Genomic DNA, 20,683 nt, shown 5'->3' with positions numbered 1-20,683 from the left:
CGTCATCGAGGCCCCTGCGGGCGACCGCCGGGGACCTGCTGCTGCTCAGCGTTCGTCCATACCCCACGGGGAGCCGTAGCCCTCCGGCTTCGGCGCGGCGAGCAGGTCGAGGAAGGGCACCGCGTCGAACGCCTCCGGCCCGAGGACCCCGGCTCCCTTCCAGGTGCCGCGTGAGAGCAGCTCCAGCGCGACGACGGGGTTGACCGCGGTCTGCCAGACGACGCACTGGGCGCCGTAGGCGGCCATGGTGTCGGCGTTGTCGACGACGTGGTAGAGGTAGGTCCGCCGCGGGCGGCCGTCCGTGCCGGTGCCGGTCACGAAGAGGCCGGCGCACGTCTTGCCCGTCATCCGCGGCCCGATGGTCGCCGGGTCCGGCAGCACGGCGGCGACGACGTCGCGCGGTGAGACCGGCACGCCCTTGACCGACACCGGGTCGGTGCGGTCGAGGCCCAGGGAGTGCAGGACCTTCAGCACGTTGATGAACTCGTCGCCGAGGCCGTACTTGAAGGTCACCCGCCGGGCGTCGACCCAGCGCGGCATGAGGAGCACTTCCTCGTGCTCGACGTTGACGCACTCGACCGGCCCGATGCCCTCCGGGAAGTCGAAGACCTCCGGCTCGCTGAACGGCGGTGTGGTGAACCAGCCGCGGTCCTTCTCCCAGACCACTGGAGGGTTGAGGCACTCCTCGATCGTCGTCCACATCGAGAAGCTCGGGGCGAAGATCTCGTTGCCCTCCTCGTCGTGCACGACGAGGTTGGCCCCGTCCCGGGTGCCCAGCTCGTCGATCTGCGAGAAGAGGTGGTCGGCGGCATACCTCGCGAAGACGTCCGACAGGCCAGGCTCCACGCCGATGCCGACGAGGGCGAGGCGGCCCTCGTCCTCCCACTGCTCCGCGACGGCGAACTGGTCGTCGCCGAGCTTGACCCCCGTGACGGCATACGGCTGCTCCGGGTGGGGGTGCGAGAGGCTCATCGCCATGTCGAGGTAGTCGGCCCCTGCAGCCCTCGCGCCCTCGAAGACCGACATCGTGAACTTCGGGTCGACGGCGTTGAAGACGTGCGTCGCCCCGTGCTCGCGGGCCAGCGCCGCGACGGCACCGGCGTCGGAGGCGTCGACGCGGGCGGCGACGAAGCGCGTCTCCCCCGGGTGCCGCTCGGCCACGGCCGCGACGGTGCGCTCGGCGCGGGCGAGGTCGTAGTCGGCGACCACCCACTGCTCGAAGAACTCTCGCTCGGCGGCGATGCGCGCTGCGGCGTCACCGACGCCACCGGAACCGATCATCAGTACTCGCACGGTCTCACGCTCTCTGCCGAGATCGTCGGGCACCGACCAGCTGACCGCCGACGACGACCAGCAGGGCGATGAGGAACATCACCGTTCCGATGACGTTGATCTGCACGGGCGTGCCGCGCTGCGCGGCACCCCAGACGTACATCGGGAACGTCACGGAGTCGGGGCTCGCGTTGAAGTTGGTGATGATGTAGTCGTCGAACGAGAGCGAGAAGGCGAGCAGCGCGCCCGCCGCGATGCCGGGAGCGGCCAGCGGCAGCGTCACCCGCATGAACGTCGACACCGGCCCCGCCCCGAGGTCGGCAGCCGCCTCCTCGAGCCTCGGGTCCAGCGTCGCGACGCGCGCCTTGACGGCGACCACGACGAAGCTGACGCAGAACATGATGTGCGCGATGAGGATCGCGGTGCGCCCGGTCGACAGGCCGATGTTGAGGAAGAGCGCGAGCAGGCTCGCACCCATGACGACCTCGGGGGTCGCCATCGGCATGAAGACGAGCAGGTTGGTGCCGGCGCGGCCCCGGAAGCGGTGCCGGCCCAGCGCGAAGGCCACCATCGTCCCGAGGATCGTCGCCACGATCGACGCGGTGATGCCGATGTTGAGCGAGAGCCCCAGCGAGTCGCAGATGCCGGGGGTGCCGCACGGGTTGGTCCACGCGTCGAGCGAGAACTTCGTCCACTCGATGTTGAAGCGCCCGTTCGGCTTGTTGAACGAGTAGACGAGCACGATGAGGTTGGGCAGAAGCAGGATCGTCATCGTGAACAGCGCCGCGGCGGTCAGCAGGTGACGCCGGAACCATCGGACCAGTGACATCTCAGACCAGCTCCTCGGTGCCCGCACGGCGCACGTAGATCATGACGAGGGCGAGGATGATGATGAGCAGGATGAACGACAGCGCCGAGGCGAGCGGGTAGTCGAGCACCCGCAGGAACTGGCTGTCGATGACCTGCCCGATCATCACGGTGTTGGTGTTGCCCAGCAGCCTCGAGTTGATGAAGTCGCCCGAGGCGGGGATGAAGGTCAGCAGCGTGCCCGAGACGACGCCCGGCAGCGACAACGGCCAGGTGACGTGCCGGAAGGTCTCGCGCGGCGTGGCGTAGAGGTCGCCGGCAGCCTCGAGCAGCCGGCCGTCCAGCCGGTCGAGCGAGGTGTAGAGCGGCAGGATCATGAACGGCAGGAAGTTGTAGGTCAGGCCCCACACGACCGCCCACGGCGAGTAGAGGATCTCCCCGTTGGGCGAGGCGCCGATCCACTGGAGCACGTTGCCGAACCAGTCGAAGAGGAAGCCGAGGTGCAGCCAGTTCAGGATCGTCGTCAGCGTGCCTCCCTCGCTCGAGAGGAACGTCTGCCAGGCCATCGTCCGGATCAGGAAGCTGGTGAAGAACGGGGCGATGACGAGGACGAGCAGGATGTTCTTCATCCGCCCGCGGCGGCTGGCGATGAAGTACGCGAGCGGGTAGCCGAGCACGAGCGCGAGCAGCGTCGCGATGCCCGCGTAGAACAGCGAGCGCAGCAGCTGCGGCCAGTAGGTGCTGAGGGCGTGGGCGAAGATGGCGACGTTGCCGGTGAACGTGTAGCCGTCGTCGACGTTGCCCTCCTGCATCGACAGCGAGGCTGTCGTGACCATCGGGGCGATGTAGAAGACGATGAGCCACAGCAGGCCCGGGGCGAGCAGCAGGTAGGGCACCCAGCTGCGCCGGGGACGGCGCCGGCGGGGGCGCTGGTGCACGGGGAGCGACGTCGCGGGCCGGACGGGTTCGGCCGCTCCGCTCGGTGCGTCGACGGTGGCCTCGGCCATGGGGCTCAGAGCTCCTCGATCTGGGCGCCGGCGGCCTGGTCCTGGTTCTGGTCCAGGACGAACTCCTGGCCGGGCTCCCAGGAGACGGTGACCGTCTCGCCGACGGTGGCGCGGGCCGACCCGTCGTTCTGCTGGATCAGCATGACCTCGAAGCCCCACGGGAGCCGGATGAGGTACTGGGTCGCCACTCCTGTGAACGACGCGTCGGTGACGACGCCCCGCAGCCGGTTGGACCCCTGCTCGCCGAGGCGCAGCTTCTCGGGGCGCACCCCGATCCATACGTCGCGTATGCCGTCCGGCACGTGCTCGGCGGCGACGTGGACGTCGTTGCCGTGCGTGGTCGCCGGCATCAGACCGTTGCTCGCGGGTCCCGTGATCGAGGCCAGCAGCAGGTTGGACTGCCCGAGGAAGTTGGCCACGAACGTCGACGTGGGCCGTTCGTAGAGCGCGGCCGGGTCGGCGAGCTGCTCGATGCGCCCGGCGTTCATCACGGCGATGGAGTCGGCCATGGTCATGGCCTCCTCCTGGTCGTGGGTGACGTGGATGAAGGTGAGGCCCACCTCCTGCTGGATGCGCTTGAGCTCGATCTGCATCTGCCGGCGCAGCTTGAGGTCGAGGGCGCCCAGGGGCTCGTCGAGCAGCAGCACGTCGGGCCGGTTGACCAGCGCACGGGCGAGCGCCACGCGCTGCTGCATGCCACCGGAGAGCTGCGCGGGCTTCTTCTCGGCGACGCCCCCGAGCTCGACGAGCTCGAGCGCCTCCTTCGCCTTGCCCATCGCGTCCTTGTCGCGCTTGCGCTTCAGCCCGAAGGCGACGTTCTCGAGCACGGTCATGTGCGGGAACAACGCATACGACTGGAACACCGTGTTGACGTTGCGCTGGTAGGGCTTCGAGCCGGTGATGTCGCGCTCGCCGATGAAGATCTGGCCGGTGGTCGGCTGGTCGAGGCCGGCGATCATCCGCAGGGTCGTGGTCTTGCCGCAGCCCGAGGGGCCGAGGAGGGCGAAGAAGGAGCCGCCCGGGACGGTCAGGTCCATCGGCTGGACGGCCGTGAAGGCCTCGAACTCCTTGCTGACGCCGAGCAGGCGCAGGTCGGGTGTGACGCTCGAGGCGGTCGAGGTGCTCGAGGCGGCCGTCGAGGACGTGGAGGAGGCGGTGGTCATCGTCTCGGTGGTCGGTTCGGTCGTCATGGGTCAGCCCGCCGTCAGCTCGGAGAACGCCTGGTTGAACTTGGTCTCCTCGGCGGCCGTGAGGCCGCGGAAGACGTGCGCCTTGGACAGCGTCTTCTGGTCCGGGACGATGAGCGGGTTCTTGGCCACTTCCGGGTCCTCCTTGGCGAGGATCGCCTTCGTGCCGCGGACGGGCGAGATGTAGTTGACGTAGTCGACCACCTGCGCCATCACCTCCGGCTCGTAGTAGTAGTTGATGAGCTTCTCGGCATTGGCCTTGTGCCGGGCCATGCCGGGGATGACGAAGTTGTCGGACCAGAGCGTGCAGCCGGTGGAGGGCAGCGTGTAGCCGAGCGACGGGTTGTCGGCCTGCAGCTGCACGACGTCGCCCGTCCAGGCCATGCAGGCCGCGGTGTCGCCGGAGCTGAGGGGTTTGCCGTACTCGTTGCCGGTAAAGCCCTTTATCTGGCCGGCGTCCTTGGCCTTCTTGATCTCGTCGATCGCCGCCATGAAGTCGGCCTCGGTGAAGTCCTCGAGCCTCTTGCCCATGGCGAGCATGACCAGCCCGACGGTGTCGCGCATCTCGGTCAGCAGGGTGACCTTCCCCTTGAGCGCGGGGTCGGTGAGCAGCTGGTCGACGGACTCGACCTTCTTGCCCCCGGTCGCCTTGGGGTTGTAGGCGATTCCCGCGAAGCCCGACTGCCACGGCACCGAGTAGAGGCGGCCGGGGTCGAACTCGACGGTGACGAGGCTGTCCTCGATGTTGGCGTGGTTGGGGAAGTTCGCGAGGTCGATCTTCTGCACGTAGCCCTGGCGGATCAGGCGAGCCACCATCCAGTCGGTGCTGCACCAGACGTCACGGCCGGTGTCCTTGCCGGCGGCGAGCAGCGGCCGCACCTTGGCGTAGAACTCGTCGTTGTCGTTGTAGTCCTCGGTGTAGTTGACCGTGATGCCGTAGCGCTTCTTGAACTCGTCGAGGGTGGGGCGGGCCTGCGTCTTGTCGTTGACGTCGATGTACTCGGGCCAGTTGCTCCAGTTGACGATCTTCTCGGCGGCCGACTGGTCGGGTGCCGACTTGGCGACGGGCGCCGCGGCCGCGGCGGAGCCGGCGCCGGGGTTGCGGCCCTTGACGCTGCAGCCGGCCAGGGCGGCCATGCCGAAGCCGCCGAGTCCGAGCACGACGCCGCGTCTGCTCACCATCCCGCGGGCAAGGGCTGCCCGGAAGGCGAGGTTGTCGTGGCTGTCCGTCATGGGTCCTCCTGAGGGGCTGAGTGGGGACGGAGGGTGCAGGTGGCAGACGCGGTCGTCAGCGGAACAGGTGCGAACCGGCCGCGCGGGGGGTGGTGGCCGCCCCCGAGCGGCCGGTCACGTCGGGTCTCGTCGGGTCACGACTCGATGTTGGCCATGACGTGCTTGATGCGGGTGTAGTCCTCGAGGCCGTACATCGACAGGTCCTTGCCGTAGCCGGAGTGCTTGAAGCCGCCGTGTGGCATCTCGGCGACGATCGGGATGTGCGTGTTGATCCACACGCAGCCGAAGTCGAGCTTGCGGCTCATGCGCATGGCCCGGCCGAAGTCCTTGGTCCAGACCGACGAGGCGAGGCCGTACTGCACCCCGTTGGCCCAGGCCAGGGCCTGCGCCTCGTCGGTGAACTGCTGCACCGTGATGACGGGCCCGAAGATCTCGCTCTGGATCTGCTCGTCGTCCTGGCGCAGGCCCGACAGCACGGTGGGCTCGAAGAAGTAGCCCTCGCCGAGGCCGTCGGCGCGGCGCCCACCGGCGGCCACCTGGGCGTGGTCGGGCAGCCGGTCGATCATGCCGGACACGTGCGCGACCTGGTTGGGGTTGTTGACCGGGCCGAACAGCGCGTCGGGGTCGTCCGGCAGACCGACCTTCGCCTCGTTCTTCGCGTACTCGGCGAGCGCCGCGACGAAGTCGTCATGGATTCGGGGCCCGGCGAGCACGCGTGTGGCTGCGGTGCAGTCCTGGCCGGCGTTGAAGTAGCCACCGACGGCGATGCCCTCGACGGCGGCCTCGAGGTCGGCGTCGTCGAAGACGACGACCGGAGCCTTGCCGCCGAGCTCGAGGTGCACGCGCTTGAGGTCGCGTGAGGCGCTCTCGGCCACCTGCATGCCGGCGCGCACGGAGCCGGTGATGGCCACCATCGCCGGGGTGGGGTGCTCGACGAGCATGCGCCCGGTCTCGCGGTCACCGGTGACGACGTTGAAGGTGCCCTCGGGCAGGAACTCGGAGGCGAGCTCGGCGAGCAGCAGCGTCGTCTCGGGCGTGGTGTCGGAGGGCTTGAGGACGATGGTGTTGCCCGCGGCGAGCGCCGGGGCGATCTTCCACATCGCCATCATCATCGGGTAGTTCCACGGGGTCACCTGGCCGACGACGCCGATGGGCTCGCGGCGCACGAAGGAGGTGTGCCCCTTCATGTACTCCCCTGCCGACTTGCCCTCGAGGACGCGGGCCGCACCGGCGAAGAAGCGGAGCTGGTCGAGCATCGGCGGCACCTCCTCGCTCTCGGTGAGGGCGTGCGGCTTGCCGGTGTTCTCGGACTCGAGCCGGACGAAGTCGTCGGCGCGGGCCTCGATGGCGTCGGCGAACTTCAGCAGCGCGGACTGCCGTTCGCCGGGGGTCGTGTCACCCCAGGTCTCGAACGCCTTGGCGGCGGCGGCATACGCCCGGTCGACGTCGGACTGGCTGCTGACGGGAGCCTTGGCGACCACCTGGGCGGTGGACGGGTCGACGATGTCGACGGTCGCGTCGCCCTCGGGGTCGACGTACTGGCCACCGATGAAGTTGCGGAGCTGGCGCGGCTGCGAAGTCATGCCGGAATGCTAAACACAGTCCTTCGCAATCAGGAAGGGTTGTGGCAATAATTCTTCGGATTCCGTTGTGACAGCACTTGCCAACACCGCGTTCCACAGGTCAGTATCGGCACATGACGACCATCCGAGGCGTGGCAGGCAACGGGGGCGACGGCACCCGCAAGCCCTCGGTCAACCTCGACGAGGTGAGCAAGACCATCATCGAGCTGCTTCAGCACGACGGCCGCAAGTCGTACGCGTCCATCGCGCAGGAGGTGGGCCTGTCCGAGGCTGCCGTGCGCCAGCGCGTGCAGCGCCTGCTCGAGGCCGACGTCATGCAGATCGTCGCGGTGACGGACCCCCTCCAGGTGGGCTTCCAGCGCCAGGCGATGGTGGGCCTGCGCGTGTCCGGTGACATCACGCCGGTCACCGAGGCCCTGTCCGGCATCGAGGAGGTCGGCTACGTCGTCACGACGGCAGGCAGCTTCGACGTGCTCGCCGAGGTGGTCTGCGAGAACGACGACCACCTGCTCGAGCTGCTCACCGGCCGCATCCGCAAGTTGCCGGGCGTCACGGCCACCGAGACGTTCGTCTACCTGAAACTCAACAAACAGCTCTACAACTGGGGTACACGATGACCACCAACCCGAACGACGTCTGGGAACCCACCTCGGACCACCGCACGCCCGCGGGCACGCTGCACTCCGAGGCCGCGCGCGACCACCTGTGGATGCACTTCACGCGCCACTCGGTGTTCGAGGACCCCGGCGACGGCGGCCTCGGCCACTCGGTCCCCATCATCACCAAGGGCAAGGGCTGGCAGATCTGGGACGACCGCGGCAACGAGTACATCGACGGGCTCGCGGGCCTCTTCGTCGTCCAGGCCGGCCACGGGCGTGAGGAGCTCGCCGAGGCGGCGGCGAAGCAGGCCAAGGACCTCGCCTTCTTCCCGCTGTGGAGCTACGCGCACCCCAAGGCCATCGAGTTGGCCGAGCGGCTCGCGAGCCACGCGCCGGGCGATCTCAACCGCGTCTTCTTCACGACCGGTGGCGGTGAGGCGGTCGAGACCGCGTGGAAGCTGGCCAAGCAGTACTACAAGCTGACCGGCAAGCCGACCAAGCACAAGGTGATCAGCCGCGCGGTCGCCTACCACGGCACCCCGCAGGGCGCCCTCTCGATCACCGGCATCCCGGCGGCCAAGGAGATGTTCGAGCCGCTCGTGCCCGGCGCCCACAAGGTGCCCAACACCAACATGTACCGCGCCCCCGAGCACCTGCGCGACGACGAGAAGGCGTTCGGCCGCTGGGCCGCCGACCGCATCGCCGAGGCCATCGAGTTCGAGGGCCCCGACACCGTGGCCGCCGTCTTCCTCGAGCCGGTGCAGAACTCCGGCGGCTGCTTCCCGCCGCCGGCCGGCTACTTCGAGCGGGTCCGCGAGATCTGCGACGAGTACGACGTGCTGCTCGTCTCCGACGAGGTGATCTGCTCCTTCGGGCGCATCGGCTCGATGTTCGCGTGCGACGACTTCGGCTACGTGCCCGACATCATCACGTGCGCCAAGGGCATGACGAGCGGCTACTCCCCCATCGGCGCGATGATCGCGAGCGACCGCCTCTTCGAGCCGTTCCGCAAGGGCACCACCTACTTCCCGCACGGCTACACCTTCGGCGGCCACCCGGTGTCCGCGGCGGTCGCGATGGCCAACCTCGACATCTTCGAGCGCGAGGGGCTCAACGACCGCGTCAAGACGAACGCCCCGGTCTTCAAGGCCACGCTGGACAAGCTGCTCGACCTCCCGCTCGTCGGTGACGTCCGCGGCGCCGGCTACTTCTACGGCATCGAGCTCGTCAAGGACAAGGCCACCCGCGAGACCTTCGACGACGACGAATCCGAGCGGCTGCTGCGCGGCTTCCTCTCCAAGGCGCTCTTCGACGCCGGTCTCTACTGCCGGGCCGACGACCGTGGCGACCCGGTCATCCAGCTCGCGCCGCCGCTGATCATGGGCCCCGAGCAGTTCGACGACATCGAGTCGCGACTGCGCTCGGTGCTCGTCGAGGCGGAGAACCACCTCTGAGACCAACCACCGCCTGCGTATGCCGTGAGGCGCGCAACCACGAAGCCACCCGTTCCGCGGGTGGCTTCGTGCTTCCCGCGACGGATTCGGGGGCCGCGCACCTGCGGAACGCACGGGCCGGCCGTTCGTTGGGGTAGGTATCCGATGACTGCGACGCCGACGCACAAGGAGCAACGACATGGGATTCCTCGACCGCCTGCTGGGCCGCGAACCGCTGCAGCAGCAAGCCACCCCGCGAACCCAGCAGCCGCCACCCACCGGGCAGCCGTATGCCGTTCCGAGCCCGCGAGGAGGCGCCTCCAGCGAGGATGAGCGCGCCATCGCCCGCTACCGGTACCTCCTGCGCACTGCCGACCCGGAGGACATCGAGCGCGTGCACGCGGACGCCTTCGCCAGGCTCTCGCCCGAGCAGCGTCAGATGGTGCTGCAGCGCCTCACCGAGGACCTGCCCGAGAGCGAGCGTCCCCGCAGCGACCAGCCGGTCGACCTGGCCCGCAGCGCGACCCGCGCCGAGATGAGCCGGCCTGGCTACCTCCAGGGCGCTTTCGCCGGCGGCCGTTTCGGCGGCATGGGCGGGATGGGAATGGGCGGGATGTTCGCCGGCTCCATGCTCGGCACCATCGCCGGCGTCGTCGTCGGATCCGCGCTGGCGGACATGATGCTCGACGGTTTCGACTCCTCGCCGGAGGCTCACGAGATGGGCGACTACGGCAACAACGACGACGGCGGCAACGGTGACAACGGTGGCGACTCCGGGTCGGGCGACTCCGGTGGCGGCGACGACGCCGGCGGCACCCAGGACGCAGGAAGCTTCAACGACAGCAGCTCCGTCGACGGCGGCTCCGACCTGGCCGGCGGTGACTACGGGAGCGGCTCGGACTTCGGCGACTTCGGCGGTGACTTCGGTGGAGGGGACTTCGGGGGCGGAGGCTTCGGCGACTTCTGAGCGGCGAGTGGTGTCGGGATTGTCCAAGACAGGGCCCGCGCCGAGGGGCACGCTTGCGTTGACACCCTCCCCGACGAAAGGCGCAGGCCATGGCGATCGCCGCCCTCAAGATGATCAACCTCGACAGCTCCGACCCCCGGCGCGACGCGGCCTTCTGGTCGGCCGTGCTCGCCTGGGAGGTGGCGCACGTGCAGGACGAGTACGCCATGCTGACCGGACCCTCCGGTGTCGCACTGGGTCTTGGTCTCGTCGAGGACCACGAGCCGCCGAGCTGGCCCAACGAGCACGGCACCAAGCAGTTCCACCTCGACCTCGCCGTCGACGACCTCGACGCGGCCGCTGCCGAGTGCGTGCAGGCGGGTGCCACCCTGCCCGAGGAGCAGCCCGGCGAGACGTGGCGGGTCCTGCTCGACCCCAGCGGCCACCCCTTCTGCCTCACCCAGGCAGCCAACTGGGCCTGAACTCCACCCACACGAGAGCGCGCTCAGTCCCACACGAGCGCGCTCAGTCCCACTCGAGAGCGCGCTCAGTCCCACACGTGTGAGACTGGGCGCTCTCGACTGTGGCGGGACACGCTCTCGACTGTGGCGGGACGCGCTCTCGACTGTGGCGGGACGCGCTCTCGACTGTGGCGGGACGCGCTCTCGAGGGGACGCGGACGGCGGCTCAGACGCCGGCGAGGGCGTGGAAGAGCGCGGCGATGCCGAGGATGACGGGCACGGAGGCGAAGGTGCTGACGAAGATGACGTCGCGGGCGAGCGCCACCTCGCGGCGGTAGCGGACGGCATACGTGAAGATGTTCTGCGCCGTCGGCAGGGCAGCCGTCACGACGACGGCGAAGAGCGGCTGCCCACGCAGGCCGAGTGACATGCCGATGGCCAGCGCGACGGCAGGCATGACGAGCGTCTTGAGGACGACGATCGACCACACGTGGCCGGCCGAGCTGCCCGATGCCGGGCGCGGCCCACGGCGCAGCGAGATTCCGAACGCCACGAGCATCGAGGGCACCGCCATGGCGCCGAGCAGGTCGATCGGGGCGGCGACGACGCGCGGCAGGTGCAGATCGAGCACCGCGATGAGCAGACCCGCAACGGCACCGAGCGTGATCGGGTTGCGGAACATCCGACCGAGGCTGCGCCCCAACGTCGGCCGCTCACCGCGTGCGTCGCTGTCGAAGAGCGCCATGGAGACAGGGGTGATGAGCAGCAGCTGCATCAGCAGCGTGGGAGCCACCCAGGCGACGTCCCCGAGGACGTAGAGCGCGATGGGGATGCCGAGGTTGCCCGCGTTGACGTACGCCGCGGAGAGACTCCCGATGAGGCGTGACCCGAGAGTGCCCGCGGCCCAGCGCAGCCGGACGAGCAGCAGGTAGAGGCAGACGACCACGAGGAAGCTCAGCAACGAGGTCACCAGGTTGGCCGACAGCACCGCGCCGAGGGGGGTTCGCTGCATGACGGTCAGCAACAGCGCCGGTGACGCGACGTAGAAGGCGAGGCGCGAGAGGTTGACCTGGGCCGACTCGTCGAGGATCCGGCGGTCCGCGAGCACCCAGCCGACCGCCACGATGACCGCGATCGTCGCGAACCCCTCCAGCACCCCGACCATGGGCAGATCCTTGCAGCGGGCACGGGCCGCACCACGCGCGGGTCCACGTCCGGTGCCCCTCCGGCGGGCAGGATGAGCGGCATGGAGATCGAGACCCTCGCCGAGCTGGACGACCACCTGGCCTCGGGCGAGAGCCTGCGTGGCGTGCGGCTGCAGGACCTCGACCTCACCGGCTACGGCGACCGGCTGGCGGCCGACGGCGACCTGACCGGCCTCGTGGTGCTCGGCGGGAAGGTCCCCCTGCCGGTCGCGCACCTGCTGCTCGAGCGCGGCGCGATCCTCTTCCCGGGCATCGCCGACGCACCCGTGGACCCGTGGCGCGGCCTCTACTTCGCCTCCGACCTCTACGAGGGGCTCGAACACGGCTACGCCCACACCCGCGATGCCAAGGCGTATGCGTGGTTCGTCGACGCGCGCCTGCGCACCGACGCGTACTGCACCCTCGTCCGGGCGATCCATGACGACTCCGTGACGGACCACCTCGACGAGTTCGTCTTCGGCCGCTCGGTGGTCGGGATCATGGGCGGGCATGCGCTGCAGAGGGACTCGGCGGCATACGCGAGCGCCGCGGACCTCGGTCACACACTCGCCGAGGAGGGGCACCTCGTGGCCACCGGAGGCGGCCCGGGCGCGATGGAGGCGGCGAACCTCGGCGCCCTGTGCCGCAGCCGGCCCGCTGTCGAGGACGCGATCGGTCGCATCGCGACGGTCCCGGGCTTCCGCTCGGACATCACCACGTGGGCCGAGTCGGCGCTGTCGGCCAGGCTTGCGGTCGTCGGGGACGAGCCGCCGGTCCCTTCGGACACGTTGGGCCCGAGCGCACGGTCGCTCGGCATCCCCACGTGGTTCTACGGCCACGAGCCGCCCAACGTGTTCTGCGACGTGATCGCCAAGTACTTCTCCAACGCCATCCGTGAGGAGGGCCTGCTCGCACGGTCCAACGCCGGTGTCGTCGTGCTCGGCGGCGCCGCCGGCACCGTGCAGGAGATCTTCCAGTCCGTGACCCCGCTCTACTACGCCGCCGACGAGGGGCCGCTGCCACCGCTCGTGCTCGTCGGCAGGGAGCACTGGACCGAGCGCGTGCCGGTGTGGCCGGTGCTGACGGCCATCGCGGCCGGACGCCCGATGGCGGAGGCGATCCACCTCGTCGACGAGATCGACGAGGTGCTCGCCCTGCTGCCCTCCCCCACCCCCTGAGCTTCCTCACCGAACGCGGCGTTCGGTGCCGAACGCACTGTTACAACACGTGGTTCGCAACCGAACGCCGCGTTCGAGAGGTGCAGGTCAGGCGGACGGCCCGCGCAGCACCGGGGTCAGGGTCTCGAGGACGGCCGGGTCCTCGATGGTCGCCGGGACCGCCGGGGTGTGGCCGTCGGCGAGCTCGCGCATCGTCTTGCGCAGGATCTTGCCCGATCGGGTCTTCGGCAGCGCCCCGACGATGTCGACCTGGTGCAGGGCGGCGACCGGGCCGACCTCTGCGCGCACCCGGGCGACGAGCTCGCGCTTGATACGGTCGCCGTCGCCGTCGGCGTCGACGCCGGACTTCAGCACGACGAGCGCCCGTGGCACCTGCCCCTTCAGGTCGTCGTGCACACCGATGACGGCGCACTCGGCCACCGCCTCGTGTCCGGCGAGGGCCGCCTCGAGCGAGCCGGTGGAGAGCCGGTGCCCGGCGACGTTGAGCACGTCGTCGGTGCGGCCCATGACGTAGAGGTAGCCGTCCTCGTCGAGGTAGCCGCCGTCGCCCGTGAGGTAGTAGCCGGGGTAGGCCGACAGGTAGGAGCTGACGTAGCGGTCGTCGTCGCCCCACAGCGTGGGCAGGGTGCCCGGCGGCATCGGCAGCTTGATGCAGATGGCTCCCTCGACCCCGGGCGCCACCGGGTCGCCCGACCCGTCGAGCACCTGCACGTCGTAGCCCGGCACGGCGACGGTGGGTGAGCCCGCCTTGATGGGCAGGAGCTCGATCCCCTCGGGGTTGGCGGCGATCGGCCACCCGGTCTCGGTCTGCCACCAGTTGTCGATGACCGGCTTCCCCAGGGCTGCCGAGGCCCATTCATACGTGTCGGGGTCGAGCCGCTCCCCCGCGAGGAAGAGCGCCCGGAATCGCGAGAGGTCGTGCTCGGCGAGCTTGGAGGCGGTCGAGTCCTCCTTCTTGATGGCGCGGAAGGCGGTCGGGGCGGTGAAGAGGCAGACCGCGCCGTACTCCTCGATGACGCGCCAGAACGCCCCCGCGTCGGGCGTGCCCACCGGCTTGCCCTCGTAGAGGACCGTCGTCGCCCCGGTGAGCAGTGGCGCGTAGACGATGTAGGAGTGCCCGACCACCCAGCCGACGTCGCTCGCGGTGAACATCGTCTCGCCGGGCGCCACGTCGTAGATGTTGGCCATCGACCACCGCAGCGCCACGGCGTAGCCGCCGCTGTCGCGGTAGATCCCCTTCGGCTTCCCGGTCGTCCCGGAGGTGTAGAGGATGTAGAGCGGGTCGGTCGCCGCGACGGTGGTGCACTCGGCTGCCGGCGCGTCGGCGTACACCTCGTCCCAGGTCATCTCCTCCCAGTCCGTGTCGCGTTCCCCCACTTCGGCCGGCGACTGCTCACGCTGCAGCACGATGACCGACTCGGGCTTGTGGCTGCTGCGGCGCAGCGCCTCGTCGAGCATGGGCTTGTACTCCACGATGCGGGAGGGCTCGACCCCGCAGCTGGCGCTGACGACGACCTTCGGCTCGGCGTCCTCGATGCGCGCCGCGAGCTCCTGCGGGGCGAAGCCACCGAAGACCACGGAGTGCACGGCGCCGAGCCGTGCGCAGGCGAGCATGGCGACGACCGCCTCGGGCACCATCGGCATGTAGATGACGACCCGGTCACCCTTCTCGACGCCGAGCCCCTCGAGGGCACCGGCGAAGCGCGACACGCGGTCGAGCAGCTCGGCGTACGTGATCGTCGCCTTGGTGCCCGTCACCGGTGAGTCGTAGCGGATCGCGGGCTGGTCGCCGCGCCCGGCGAGGACGTGGCGGTCGACGGCGTTGAAGCACACGTTGAGCTCGGCGTCGGGATACCACCGGTAGAAGGGCGGTCTCGTGTCGTCGAGGATGCGCGTCGGCGTGGTCACCCAGTCGATCGCGCCGGCGGCTTCCCGCCAGAACGCCTCCGGGTCCCGCAGGCTCGCGTCGTAGATGCTCTGGTATGCCGTCGCCGCGCCGTCGCTCATGGGCTCACTGTGCCGCCGAGTCGTCGAGCGCGCCAGAGCGGCTGCGTCGAGGTGACGCATCTGACAGACGAGCCGCCGTGATCGCGACGCACATCCCGGCGGCCGCGAGGCAGAGGGCGCCCGCCACGTACCAAGCAAGCGTGTAGGTGCCGAGGTGGTCACGGACGAGCCCCGCGCCGAGTGCTGCGGCGGCGGCACCGAGCTGGTGGGAGGCGAAGACCCAGCCGAAGACGATCGGCGCCCGGTCGCCGTAGGCACTGCGGCACAGGGCGATCGTCGGCGGCACCGTCGCGACCCAGTCGAGCCCGTAGAAGAGGACGAAGGCGAGCATGTTGACGTGCATGGTGTCGCTGAACAGCGACGGGAGCAGGAACAGCGACCCGCCGCGGAGCGTGTAGTAGGCCGCGAGCAGGACCCGGGGGTCGACCCGGTCGGTCAGCCAGCCGGAGAAGATCGTGCCGACGACGTCGAAGATCCCGACGAGCGCGAGCAGGCTGGCGGCCGTCGTCGTCGGCATGCCGTGGTCGTGCGCGGCGGGGATGAAGTGGGTGCCGACGAGGCCGTTGGTCGAGGCTCCGCACACGGCGAAGCTCCCGGCGAGCAGCCAGAAGACCCGGGTGCGGGCGGCGTGGCGCAGCGTGTCGAGGGCAAGGCGAGCGGGGTGACCCGTGGGGCGGGGCGGACGTGCCACCGGTGTGCCGGTGCGCGCCCCGAAGGCGGTGAGGCCGAGCACGCTGGGGTGGTCGTGCAGCTTCCACAGCACGACGGGGACGACGGCCATCGCCGCGGCGGCCGTGGTGACGGCCGCGCTGCGCCAGCCGTGGTGCGCGGCGAGCCAGGCCAGCACGGGCAGGAAGACCAACTGGCCGGTCGCTCCGGCGGCAGTGAGGATGCCGGTGACGAGGCCGCGCCGTTCGACGAACCAGCGTCCCGTGACGGTCGCGACCAGGCCCATCGACATGGCACCGGTGCCGAGGCCCACGACGATGCCCCAGCACAGGACGAGCTGCCACGACTGCGTCATCCAGATCGGCAGCAGCGACCCGACGCTGACGAGGACGAGCGCGACGGCGATGACACGCTGGATGCCGAGACGCTCCATGAGGGCTGCCGAGAAGGGCGCCGCCAGCCCGAAGAGGACGAGGTTGACGGAGACGGCACCCCCGATGACGCCCATGGGCCAGCCGAACTCGTCGTGCAGCGGCGTCATGAGGACGCCCGGGGCCGACCGGAACCCGGCCGCTCCGATGATGGTCAGGAACGTGACGACCGCGACCCACCACGCCGGGTGGATGCGGTGTCGTGGGGTAGGAGGCTGCAGGCCGCCGGGGAGGGTCTCGTCGGCGGCGGGCTGTCGGTTCGTGAGGCTCACAGGCCCCATCCTCAGGCCTGCCTGCCCGGCAGACGAGTGGCCAGACGGACATCATGTGCAAAGATCTGGCCATGCGACACGAGCCCGGCCCTCCTCACCTCGTCGTGGTCCTGGCCCTCGACACGGCCATCGCCTTCGAGGTCGGTCTCCCCCACCGGTTCCTGCGCGCGAGTGCCCTCGACCCGGGCTGGCCCGGACCGGCCACGGGCGCCCCGGCCCCCTACGACGTACGCCTGGTGACGCTCGACGACGGCCCGGTCACGACCTCGGCGGGGTATGCCGTCCTGCCGACCCACCGGAACACCGAGATCGCCCGCGCCGACACCATCGTCGTGCCCGGCATCAACGGCGAGATCGTCGCCACCGGGGCCCTGCCCGACGAGCTGCGCGCCCTCGCCGCGACGGCCCGACCGGACGCGCGCTGGCTGTCGATCTGCACCGGCGCCTTCGTCCTCGCGGCGCTCGGCAAGCTCGACGGGCGCGAGGCCACGACGCACTGGTGCCACGCCGACGCGTTCCGGCGACACTTCCCGCAGGTGCAGCTGAACCCCGACGTGCTCTACGTCGACCACGGTGACGTGCTCACCTCAGCCGGCAACGCCGCCGGCATCGACCTGCTCCTCCACGTGCTCCGCTCGGACCTCGGCACCGAGGCCGCCAACCGTGTCGCCCGCGGGGCGGTCGTGGCGCCGTGGCGGGCCGGCGGCCAGGCCCAGTTCATCGACCGACCCGTCCCGCGCGAGTCGGACGCGGGCACGGGACCGACCCGCGCCTGGGCGCTGGAGCATCTCGACGAGCCGATCAGCTTGCGCGACATGGCTCGTCACGCCGGGACGAGCGTCCGGACCTTCACCCGGCGCTTCCGCGAGGAGACCGGCGAGACGGCGGGCGCGTGGCTCGCCCGGGCCCGGGTCGACCGGGCGCGACACCTGCTCGAGACCACCGACCTGCCCGTCGACCGCGTCGCTGCCGCGGCCGGCTTCGGCACCAGCGCATCACTGCGCCAGCACCTGTCCGTGGCGGTCGGCCTGTCCCCGCTGGCCTACCGCCGCACCTACAGGGCGGAGCCGGCCTGAGCCGGAGAGCCACTGGTCACGTGGCGAGCGGCAGGTGTGGGTGGACGGGCGAGCGGCCTTGGAACGACAGGATGGCCGGGTTCTGGACGACGCCGCCCCGGATCTCGATGGCGCGGCGCATCGTCGGGGACCGGTCCCACGCATCGGGGCCGCCCATCACGACGGGCAGGAAGGGCAGCAGCGCCTCGCTGATCTCCCACGTGGCGGCGTCCCACAGGTAGGAGGGGCTGTGGTCGACGGCGTAGTAGAGCACGTGCTCGCCCACCATGAAGGTGGGGTCGGCGAAGCTCGTCGGGCGTGCCCAGCTGAAGCCCATCCCCTCGTCGCAGGACACGTCGATGACGATGCTGCCCGGTGCCATCCGCTTGAGGTCGTCGTCGGTCATGAAGAGCAGCGGCGCGTCGGTGTCCTGGAGCACGCAGTTGACGACGATGTCGTGCTCGGCGAGGAACTCCCCGAGGACGACGGGTCCGTGCTCGGTGTCCGCGTGCCCGACGCGCCCGCCCGTACCGTCGGTGTCGAAGTGCACGATCCGGGCCGAGTGGATCGGGGCGGCCACGGCTGCGCGCTGCCGGTGCGTGAGCACGTCGACCTCCCCGACGCACAGGGCGTTGAGGGCGGTCACCGCGCCCCGCGCCGTCGCGCCGAAGCCGATGACGACCGCGCGCCGGTGCGGGCCGTACGCGCCTGTGACGCCGGCGAGCTGGAGGGCATGCAGCACCGAGCAGTAGCCGGCGAGCTCGTTGTTCTTGTGGAAGACGTGCAGGTTGAAGGAGCCGTCCCGATTCCAGTGGTTCATCGCCTCGAACGCGATGAGCGTCAGCTGCCGGTCGATGGCCACCTGGGTCAGCTGAGCGTCCTGCACGCAGTGTGGCCACCCCCACAGCACCTGCCCGATGCGCAGGCCCTCGATGTCGGCGATCAGCGGCTTCGGCACCAGGACCACGTCGCAGCGCCGCACGAGCTCCTCACGGGTGCCGAACCCGCCGACGTAGCGCTCGAGCTCGTCGTCGGCCACGCCGAACCGCTCCCCGTAGCCGTGCTCCACGACGATCCCCTCGCGCAGCGCGGCGGGGATCCGGTCGAAGTGCCGCGGATGCAGCGGCAGCCGGTGCTCGTTCTCCTTCAGCGAGCGTCCCAGCAGCCCGACACTGAGCTCGAACGACGTGACGGGACCACCGGGCGGGACCGGCTCGACGAGGGACTGGACCATGGGCGCACCTCCTGGCGAACACGCGCCCCGCCCGGTGCCCCGTCCACCAGCGCCCGCGCCGGGGCACTGCCTCTGCTCGCCAGCCTACGCAGGTCAGGCGGTGGCCGCAGCGAGTTGGCCGCAGGCCCCGTCGATGTCCTGGCCGCGCGTGTCGCGGATGGTGGTGGGGATGCCGTGGGCGCGCAGCCGCTCGACGAAGTTCTGCTCGACTCCCGGGCGCGAGGCGGTCCACTTCGAGCCCGGCGTCGGGTTGAGCGGGATGGGGTTGACGTGCACCCAGCCCTTGCCGCGCCGGGCGAGCTTCTCCCCCAGCAGGTCTGCGCGCCAACCCTGGTCGTTGATGTCGCGGATGAGGGCGTACTCGATGGACACTCGACGCCCGGTCGTCTCGTAGTAGCGGTGGGCCGCGTCGAGTGCCTCGTCGACGGACCACCGGGTGTTGATCGGCACGAGCTCGTTGCGCAGCTCGTCGTCGGGGGCGTGCAGCGACAGCGCCAAGGTGACCGGGATGCCCTCGGCCGTCAGCTTGTCGATGCCCGGCACGAGACCGACGGTCGACATCGTGATGCCGCGCGCCGACATGCCCAGGCCGTCGGGGGCCGCGTCGGTGAGCCGCCGGATGGCGCCGATGGACGCCTTGTAGTTGGCCAGCGCCTCGCCCATGCCCATGAAGACGACGTTGCTGACCCGGAGCGGGTGCTCGCGGTCCTCGTCGTCGCCCCCGGCGAGCTCGCCGCGGCGCAGCGCCCGGGCCGCCCACACCACCTGCTCGACGATCTCGGCCGTCGACAGGTTGCGGGTCAGGCCGGCCTGGCCCGTCGCGCAGAAGGGGCAGTTCATGCCGCAGCCGGCCTGGCTGGAGATGCAGATCGTGACGCGGTTCGGGTAGCGCATGAGCACCGACTCGACGATGGCACCGTCGTGCAGGCGCCACGCATACTTCATCGTCTGGCCGTCGTCGGCCACCCGCTCGACGACGGGCGTCAGCAGCGTGGGCAGCAGGTCGGCGACGAGCTCGGAGCGGACCGCCTTGGGCAGGTCGGTCATCTGCTCCGGGTCGTCCTCGAGGCGCTCGAAGTAGTGCGTCGAGAGCTGCTTGGCGCGGAAGCCCTTGTGGCCCAGCGACTCGACGGCTTCCTTGCGCTCGGCCGGCGCGAAGTCGGCGAGGTGGCGCGGCGGCTTGCCGCGGCGGGGGGCCGTGAAGGTCAGCTGCCCCGGCTGGGGGCGCGTCGTCGTCGGCTCGGGCAGCGCGACGGGTGCCGGCTCGGGGGCGGGGGCGGAGGTCTCAGTCATCTCCCCTCCAGTGTCTCAGGCCGAGTCAAAACGAGCGGGCGGCGCGGCCGCGCGCTGCTCGGACACGGCGTTGCCGCCGTCGACGACGAGCACCTGACCCGTGACGTAGGACGCCTCGCGGCTGGCGAGGAAGGCGACGGCCACCGCCACCTCGTCGGCAGTGCCGGACCGTCCCACCGGGGTGGCGAGCCCCTCGCGGGCCTCGTCGTCGGTCTGCGAGCCGGTCGCCACCCAGCCGGGCGCGACGGCGTTGACGGTGACCCCGTGCGGTCCCTCGTCGACGGCCAGGGCGCGCGTCAGGCCGACCATCCCGGCCTTGGCGGTGGCGTAGGCGACCTCGGCCCGCATGGCCATGACGCCGCCGGTCACGCTGCTGACGAGCACGAGCCGCCCGCTCCCCGAGGCGCGCAGGTGCGGCAGCGCCGCCCGGCTGACGAGGTATGCCGTGTCGAGGTTGCGGGCGAGCGAGCGGCGCCAGCGCTCGGGGTCGGTCGCGAGCAGGTCGCCGCCGAGGGTGTCGGGGTCGGCGGCACTGGTCATGCCGGCGTTGGTGACGACGACGTCGAGGCGGCCGTGGCGCTGCAGGCAGGTCTCGACGAGCGCCTGCGCAACGGCCGCGTCGGTGAGGTCGCCGACGAAGCCGCTGGCCGCGACGCCGTCCTGCCCCAGCTCCGTGGCACGGTCGTGCACACGCTCGGTGGTGGCTGCCAGCAGCACCTGCGCACCCAGCCGCCCCAGCAGGCGGGCCGTGGCGAGGCCGATCCCCTCGGGGCTGCCCGCACCGGTGACGAGGGCGACGCGGCCGACCTGACCGAAGGGCGTGGTGGACACG

The 20,683-nt window shown here is 70.6% G+C and carries 18 protein-coding genes; 6 read left to right on the top strand and 12 right to left on the bottom strand.

What is annotated here, in order from left to right; genetic code table 11:
• Positions 1-45: 45 nt before the first annotated feature.
• The 6 genes from AB0316_RS12195 to AB0316_RS12170 all read right to left on the bottom strand — a co-directional run bounded on the left by AB0316_RS12195 (position 46) and on the right by AB0316_RS12170 (position 7,089).
• Positions 46-1,293 (bottom strand): saccharopine dehydrogenase C-terminal domain-containing protein, encoded by a 1,248-nt coding sequence (locus AB0316_RS12195; protein ID WP_366273276.1) that lies wholly within the window; start codon positions 1,291-1,293, stop codon positions 46-48.
• A gap of 4 nt (positions 1,294-1,297) precedes the next feature.
• Positions 1,298-2,101 carry an ABC transporter permease gene (locus AB0316_RS12190; protein WP_366273275.1) on the bottom strand — a complete coding sequence of 268 codons (804 nt, stop codon included), beginning with the start codon at positions 2,099-2,101 and terminating at the stop codon, positions 1,298-1,300.
• 1 nt (position 2,102) lies between these two features.
• A complete protein-coding gene (locus AB0316_RS12185; protein ID WP_366273274.1) occupies positions 2,103-3,086 on the bottom strand; it encodes an ABC transporter permease in 984 nt (327 codons plus the stop codon).
• A 5-nt stretch (positions 3,087-3,091) separates the two neighbouring features.
• Complete coding sequence (locus AB0316_RS12180) at positions 3,092-4,276, bottom strand: ABC transporter ATP-binding protein (protein ID WP_366273273.1); 1,185 nt, start codon at positions 4,274-4,276, stop codon at positions 3,092-3,094.
• A 3-nt stretch (positions 4,277-4,279) separates the two neighbouring features.
• The gene (locus AB0316_RS12175) at positions 4,280-5,506 is read right to left on the bottom strand and encodes a spermidine/putrescine ABC transporter substrate-binding protein (RefSeq protein WP_366273272.1); all 1,227 of its coding nucleotides are present in this window, start codon (positions 5,504-5,506) and stop codon (positions 4,280-4,282) included.
• A gap of 134 nt (positions 5,507-5,640) precedes the next feature.
• The gene (locus tag AB0316_RS12170; RefSeq protein ID WP_366273271.1) at positions 5,641-7,089 is read right to left on the bottom strand and encodes a gamma-aminobutyraldehyde dehydrogenase; all 1,449 of its coding nucleotides are present in this window, start codon (positions 7,087-7,089) and stop codon (positions 5,641-5,643) included.
• 113 nt (positions 7,090-7,202) lie between these two features.
• Here AB0316_RS12170 and AB0316_RS12165 point away from each other — a divergent pair, with 113 nt between their 5' ends.
• From AB0316_RS12165 to AB0316_RS12150, 4 genes are all read left to right on the top strand, one after another.
• Positions 7,203-7,706, top strand: coding sequence for an Lrp/AsnC family transcriptional regulator (locus AB0316_RS12165; protein ID WP_366273270.1), 504 nt, complete (start codon positions 7,203-7,205; stop codon positions 7,704-7,706).
• On the top strand, positions 7,703-9,142 hold the full coding sequence (locus AB0316_RS12160) for an aspartate aminotransferase family protein (protein ID WP_366273269.1): 1,440 nt from the start codon (positions 7,703-7,705) through the stop codon (positions 9,140-9,142). Before AB0316_RS12165 ends, AB0316_RS12160 begins: the two co-directional genes overlap by 4 nt.
• 178 nt (positions 9,143-9,320) lie before the next feature.
• A complete protein-coding gene (locus tag AB0316_RS12155; protein ID WP_366273268.1) occupies positions 9,321-10,088 on the top strand; it encodes a hypothetical protein in 768 nt (255 codons plus the stop codon).
• A gap of 89 nt (positions 10,089-10,177) precedes the next feature.
• A complete protein-coding gene (locus AB0316_RS12150; RefSeq protein ID WP_366273267.1) occupies positions 10,178-10,549 on the top strand; it encodes a VOC family protein in 372 nt (123 codons plus the stop codon).
• Between the two features lie 205 nt (positions 10,550-10,754).
• Here AB0316_RS12150 and AB0316_RS12145 read toward each other — a convergent pair whose 3' ends face one another.
• A complete protein-coding gene (locus AB0316_RS12145) occupies positions 10,755-11,693 on the bottom strand; it encodes an AEC family transporter (RefSeq protein WP_366273266.1) in 939 nt (312 codons plus the stop codon).
• Between the two features lie 81 nt (positions 11,694-11,774).
• On the opposite strand from AB0316_RS12145, the gene AB0316_RS12140 reads away from it, so the two are divergent.
• Positions 11,775-12,890 carry a Rossmann fold nucleotide-binding protein gene (locus tag AB0316_RS12140; RefSeq protein WP_366273265.1) on the top strand — a complete coding sequence of 372 codons (1,116 nt, stop codon included), beginning with the start codon at positions 11,775-11,777 and terminating at the stop codon, positions 12,888-12,890.
• A gap of 87 nt (positions 12,891-12,977) precedes the next feature.
• Here the strand turns inward: AB0316_RS12140 and AB0316_RS12135 are convergent, their stop codons facing one another.
• Together AB0316_RS12135 and AB0316_RS12130 are read right to left on the bottom strand one after the other, a co-directional pair.
• Positions 12,978-14,897, bottom strand: coding sequence for a propionyl-CoA synthetase (locus AB0316_RS12135; RefSeq protein ID WP_366273264.1), 1,920 nt, complete (start codon positions 14,895-14,897; stop codon positions 12,978-12,980).
• Positions 14,898-14,901: 4 nt separating this feature from the next.
• Positions 14,902-16,269, bottom strand: coding sequence for an MFS transporter (locus AB0316_RS12130; protein WP_366273263.1), 1,368 nt, complete (start codon positions 16,267-16,269; stop codon positions 14,902-14,904).
• Between the two features lie 71 nt (positions 16,270-16,340).
• Between AB0316_RS12130 and AB0316_RS12125 the strand changes: the two genes are divergently transcribed.
• Positions 16,341-17,345: a helix-turn-helix domain-containing protein gene (locus AB0316_RS12125; protein WP_366273262.1), complete on the top strand. Its 1,005-nt coding sequence runs from the start codon at positions 16,341-16,343 to the stop codon at positions 17,343-17,345.
• 16 nt (positions 17,346-17,361) lie between these two features.
• Here AB0316_RS12125 and AB0316_RS12120 read toward each other — a convergent pair whose 3' ends face one another.
• From AB0316_RS12120 to AB0316_RS12110, 3 genes are all read right to left on the bottom strand, one after another.
• Positions 17,362-18,558, bottom strand: coding sequence for a N(5)-(carboxyethyl)ornithine synthase (locus AB0316_RS12120; RefSeq protein ID WP_366273261.1), 1,197 nt, complete (start codon positions 18,556-18,558; stop codon positions 17,362-17,364).
• A gap of 93 nt (positions 18,559-18,651) precedes the next feature.
• The gene (gene rlmN / locus AB0316_RS12115) at positions 18,652-19,851 is read right to left on the bottom strand and encodes a 23S rRNA (adenine(2503)-C(2))-methyltransferase RlmN (RefSeq protein WP_366273260.1); all 1,200 of its coding nucleotides are present in this window, start codon (positions 19,849-19,851) and stop codon (positions 18,652-18,654) included.
• A 15-nt stretch (positions 19,852-19,866) separates the two neighbouring features.
• The gene (locus AB0316_RS12110) at positions 19,867-20,682 is read right to left on the bottom strand and encodes an SDR family NAD(P)-dependent oxidoreductase (protein WP_366273259.1); all 816 of its coding nucleotides are present in this window, start codon (positions 20,680-20,682) and stop codon (positions 19,867-19,869) included.
• Position 20,683: the final 1 nt, after the last annotated feature.

This window comes from Terrabacter sp. NPDC080008 (assembly GCF_040702505.1).
GTDB lineage: Bacteria > Actinomycetota > Actinomycetes > Actinomycetales > Dermatophilaceae > Terrabacter.
This window is presented reverse-complemented; position numbering and strand designations above follow the sequence as displayed.

Bases quoted from the DNA above. Each gene is read 5' to 3' on its own strand.
- AB0316_RS12120 (WP_366273261.1), bottom strand. From the start codon at position 18,558: ATGGTCCAGTCCCTCGTCGAGCCGGTCCCGCCCGGTGGTCCCGTCACG.
- AB0316_RS12180 (WP_366273273.1), bottom strand. From the start codon at position 4,276: ATGACGACCGAACCGACCACCGAGACGATGACCACCGCCTCCTCCACG.
- AB0316_RS12150 (WP_366273267.1), top strand. From the start codon at position 10,178: ATGGCGATCGCCGCCCTCAAGATGATCAACCTCGACAGCTCCGACCCC.
- rlmN (WP_366273260.1), bottom strand. From the start codon at position 19,851: ATGACTGAGACCTCCGCCCCCGCCCCCGAGCCGGCACCCGTCGCGCTG.
- AB0316_RS12155 (WP_366273268.1), top strand. From the start codon at position 9,321: ATGGGATTCCTCGACCGCCTGCTGGGCCGCGAACCGCTGCAGCAGCAA.
- AB0316_RS12190 (WP_366273275.1), bottom strand. From the start codon at position 2,101: ATGTCACTGGTCCGATGGTTCCGGCGTCACCTGCTGACCGCCGCGGCG.
- AB0316_RS12170 (WP_366273271.1), bottom strand. From the start codon at position 7,089: ATGACTTCGCAGCCGCGCCAGCTCCGCAACTTCATCGGTGGCCAGTAC.
- AB0316_RS12140 (WP_366273265.1), top strand. From the start codon at position 11,775: ATGGAGATCGAGACCCTCGCCGAGCTGGACGACCACCTGGCCTCGGGC.
- AB0316_RS12175 (WP_366273272.1), bottom strand. From the start codon at position 5,506: ATGACGGACAGCCACGACAACCTCGCCTTCCGGGCAGCCCTTGCCCGC.
- AB0316_RS12165 (WP_366273270.1), top strand. From the start codon at position 7,203: ATGACGACCATCCGAGGCGTGGCAGGCAACGGGGGCGACGGCACCCGC.
- AB0316_RS12160 (WP_366273269.1), top strand. From the start codon at position 7,703: ATGACCACCAACCCGAACGACGTCTGGGAACCCACCTCGGACCACCGC.
- AB0316_RS12145 (WP_366273266.1), bottom strand. From the start codon at position 11,693: ATGGTCGGGGTGCTGGAGGGGTTCGCGACGATCGCGGTCATCGTGGCG.
- AB0316_RS12185 (WP_366273274.1), bottom strand. From the start codon at position 3,086: ATGGCCGAGGCCACCGTCGACGCACCGAGCGGAGCGGCCGAACCCGTC.
- AB0316_RS12135 (WP_366273264.1), bottom strand. From the start codon at position 14,897: ATGAGCGACGGCGCGGCGACGGCATACCAGAGCATCTACGACGCGAGC.
- AB0316_RS12125 (WP_366273262.1), top strand. From the start codon at position 16,341: ATGCGACACGAGCCCGGCCCTCCTCACCTCGTCGTGGTCCTGGCCCTC.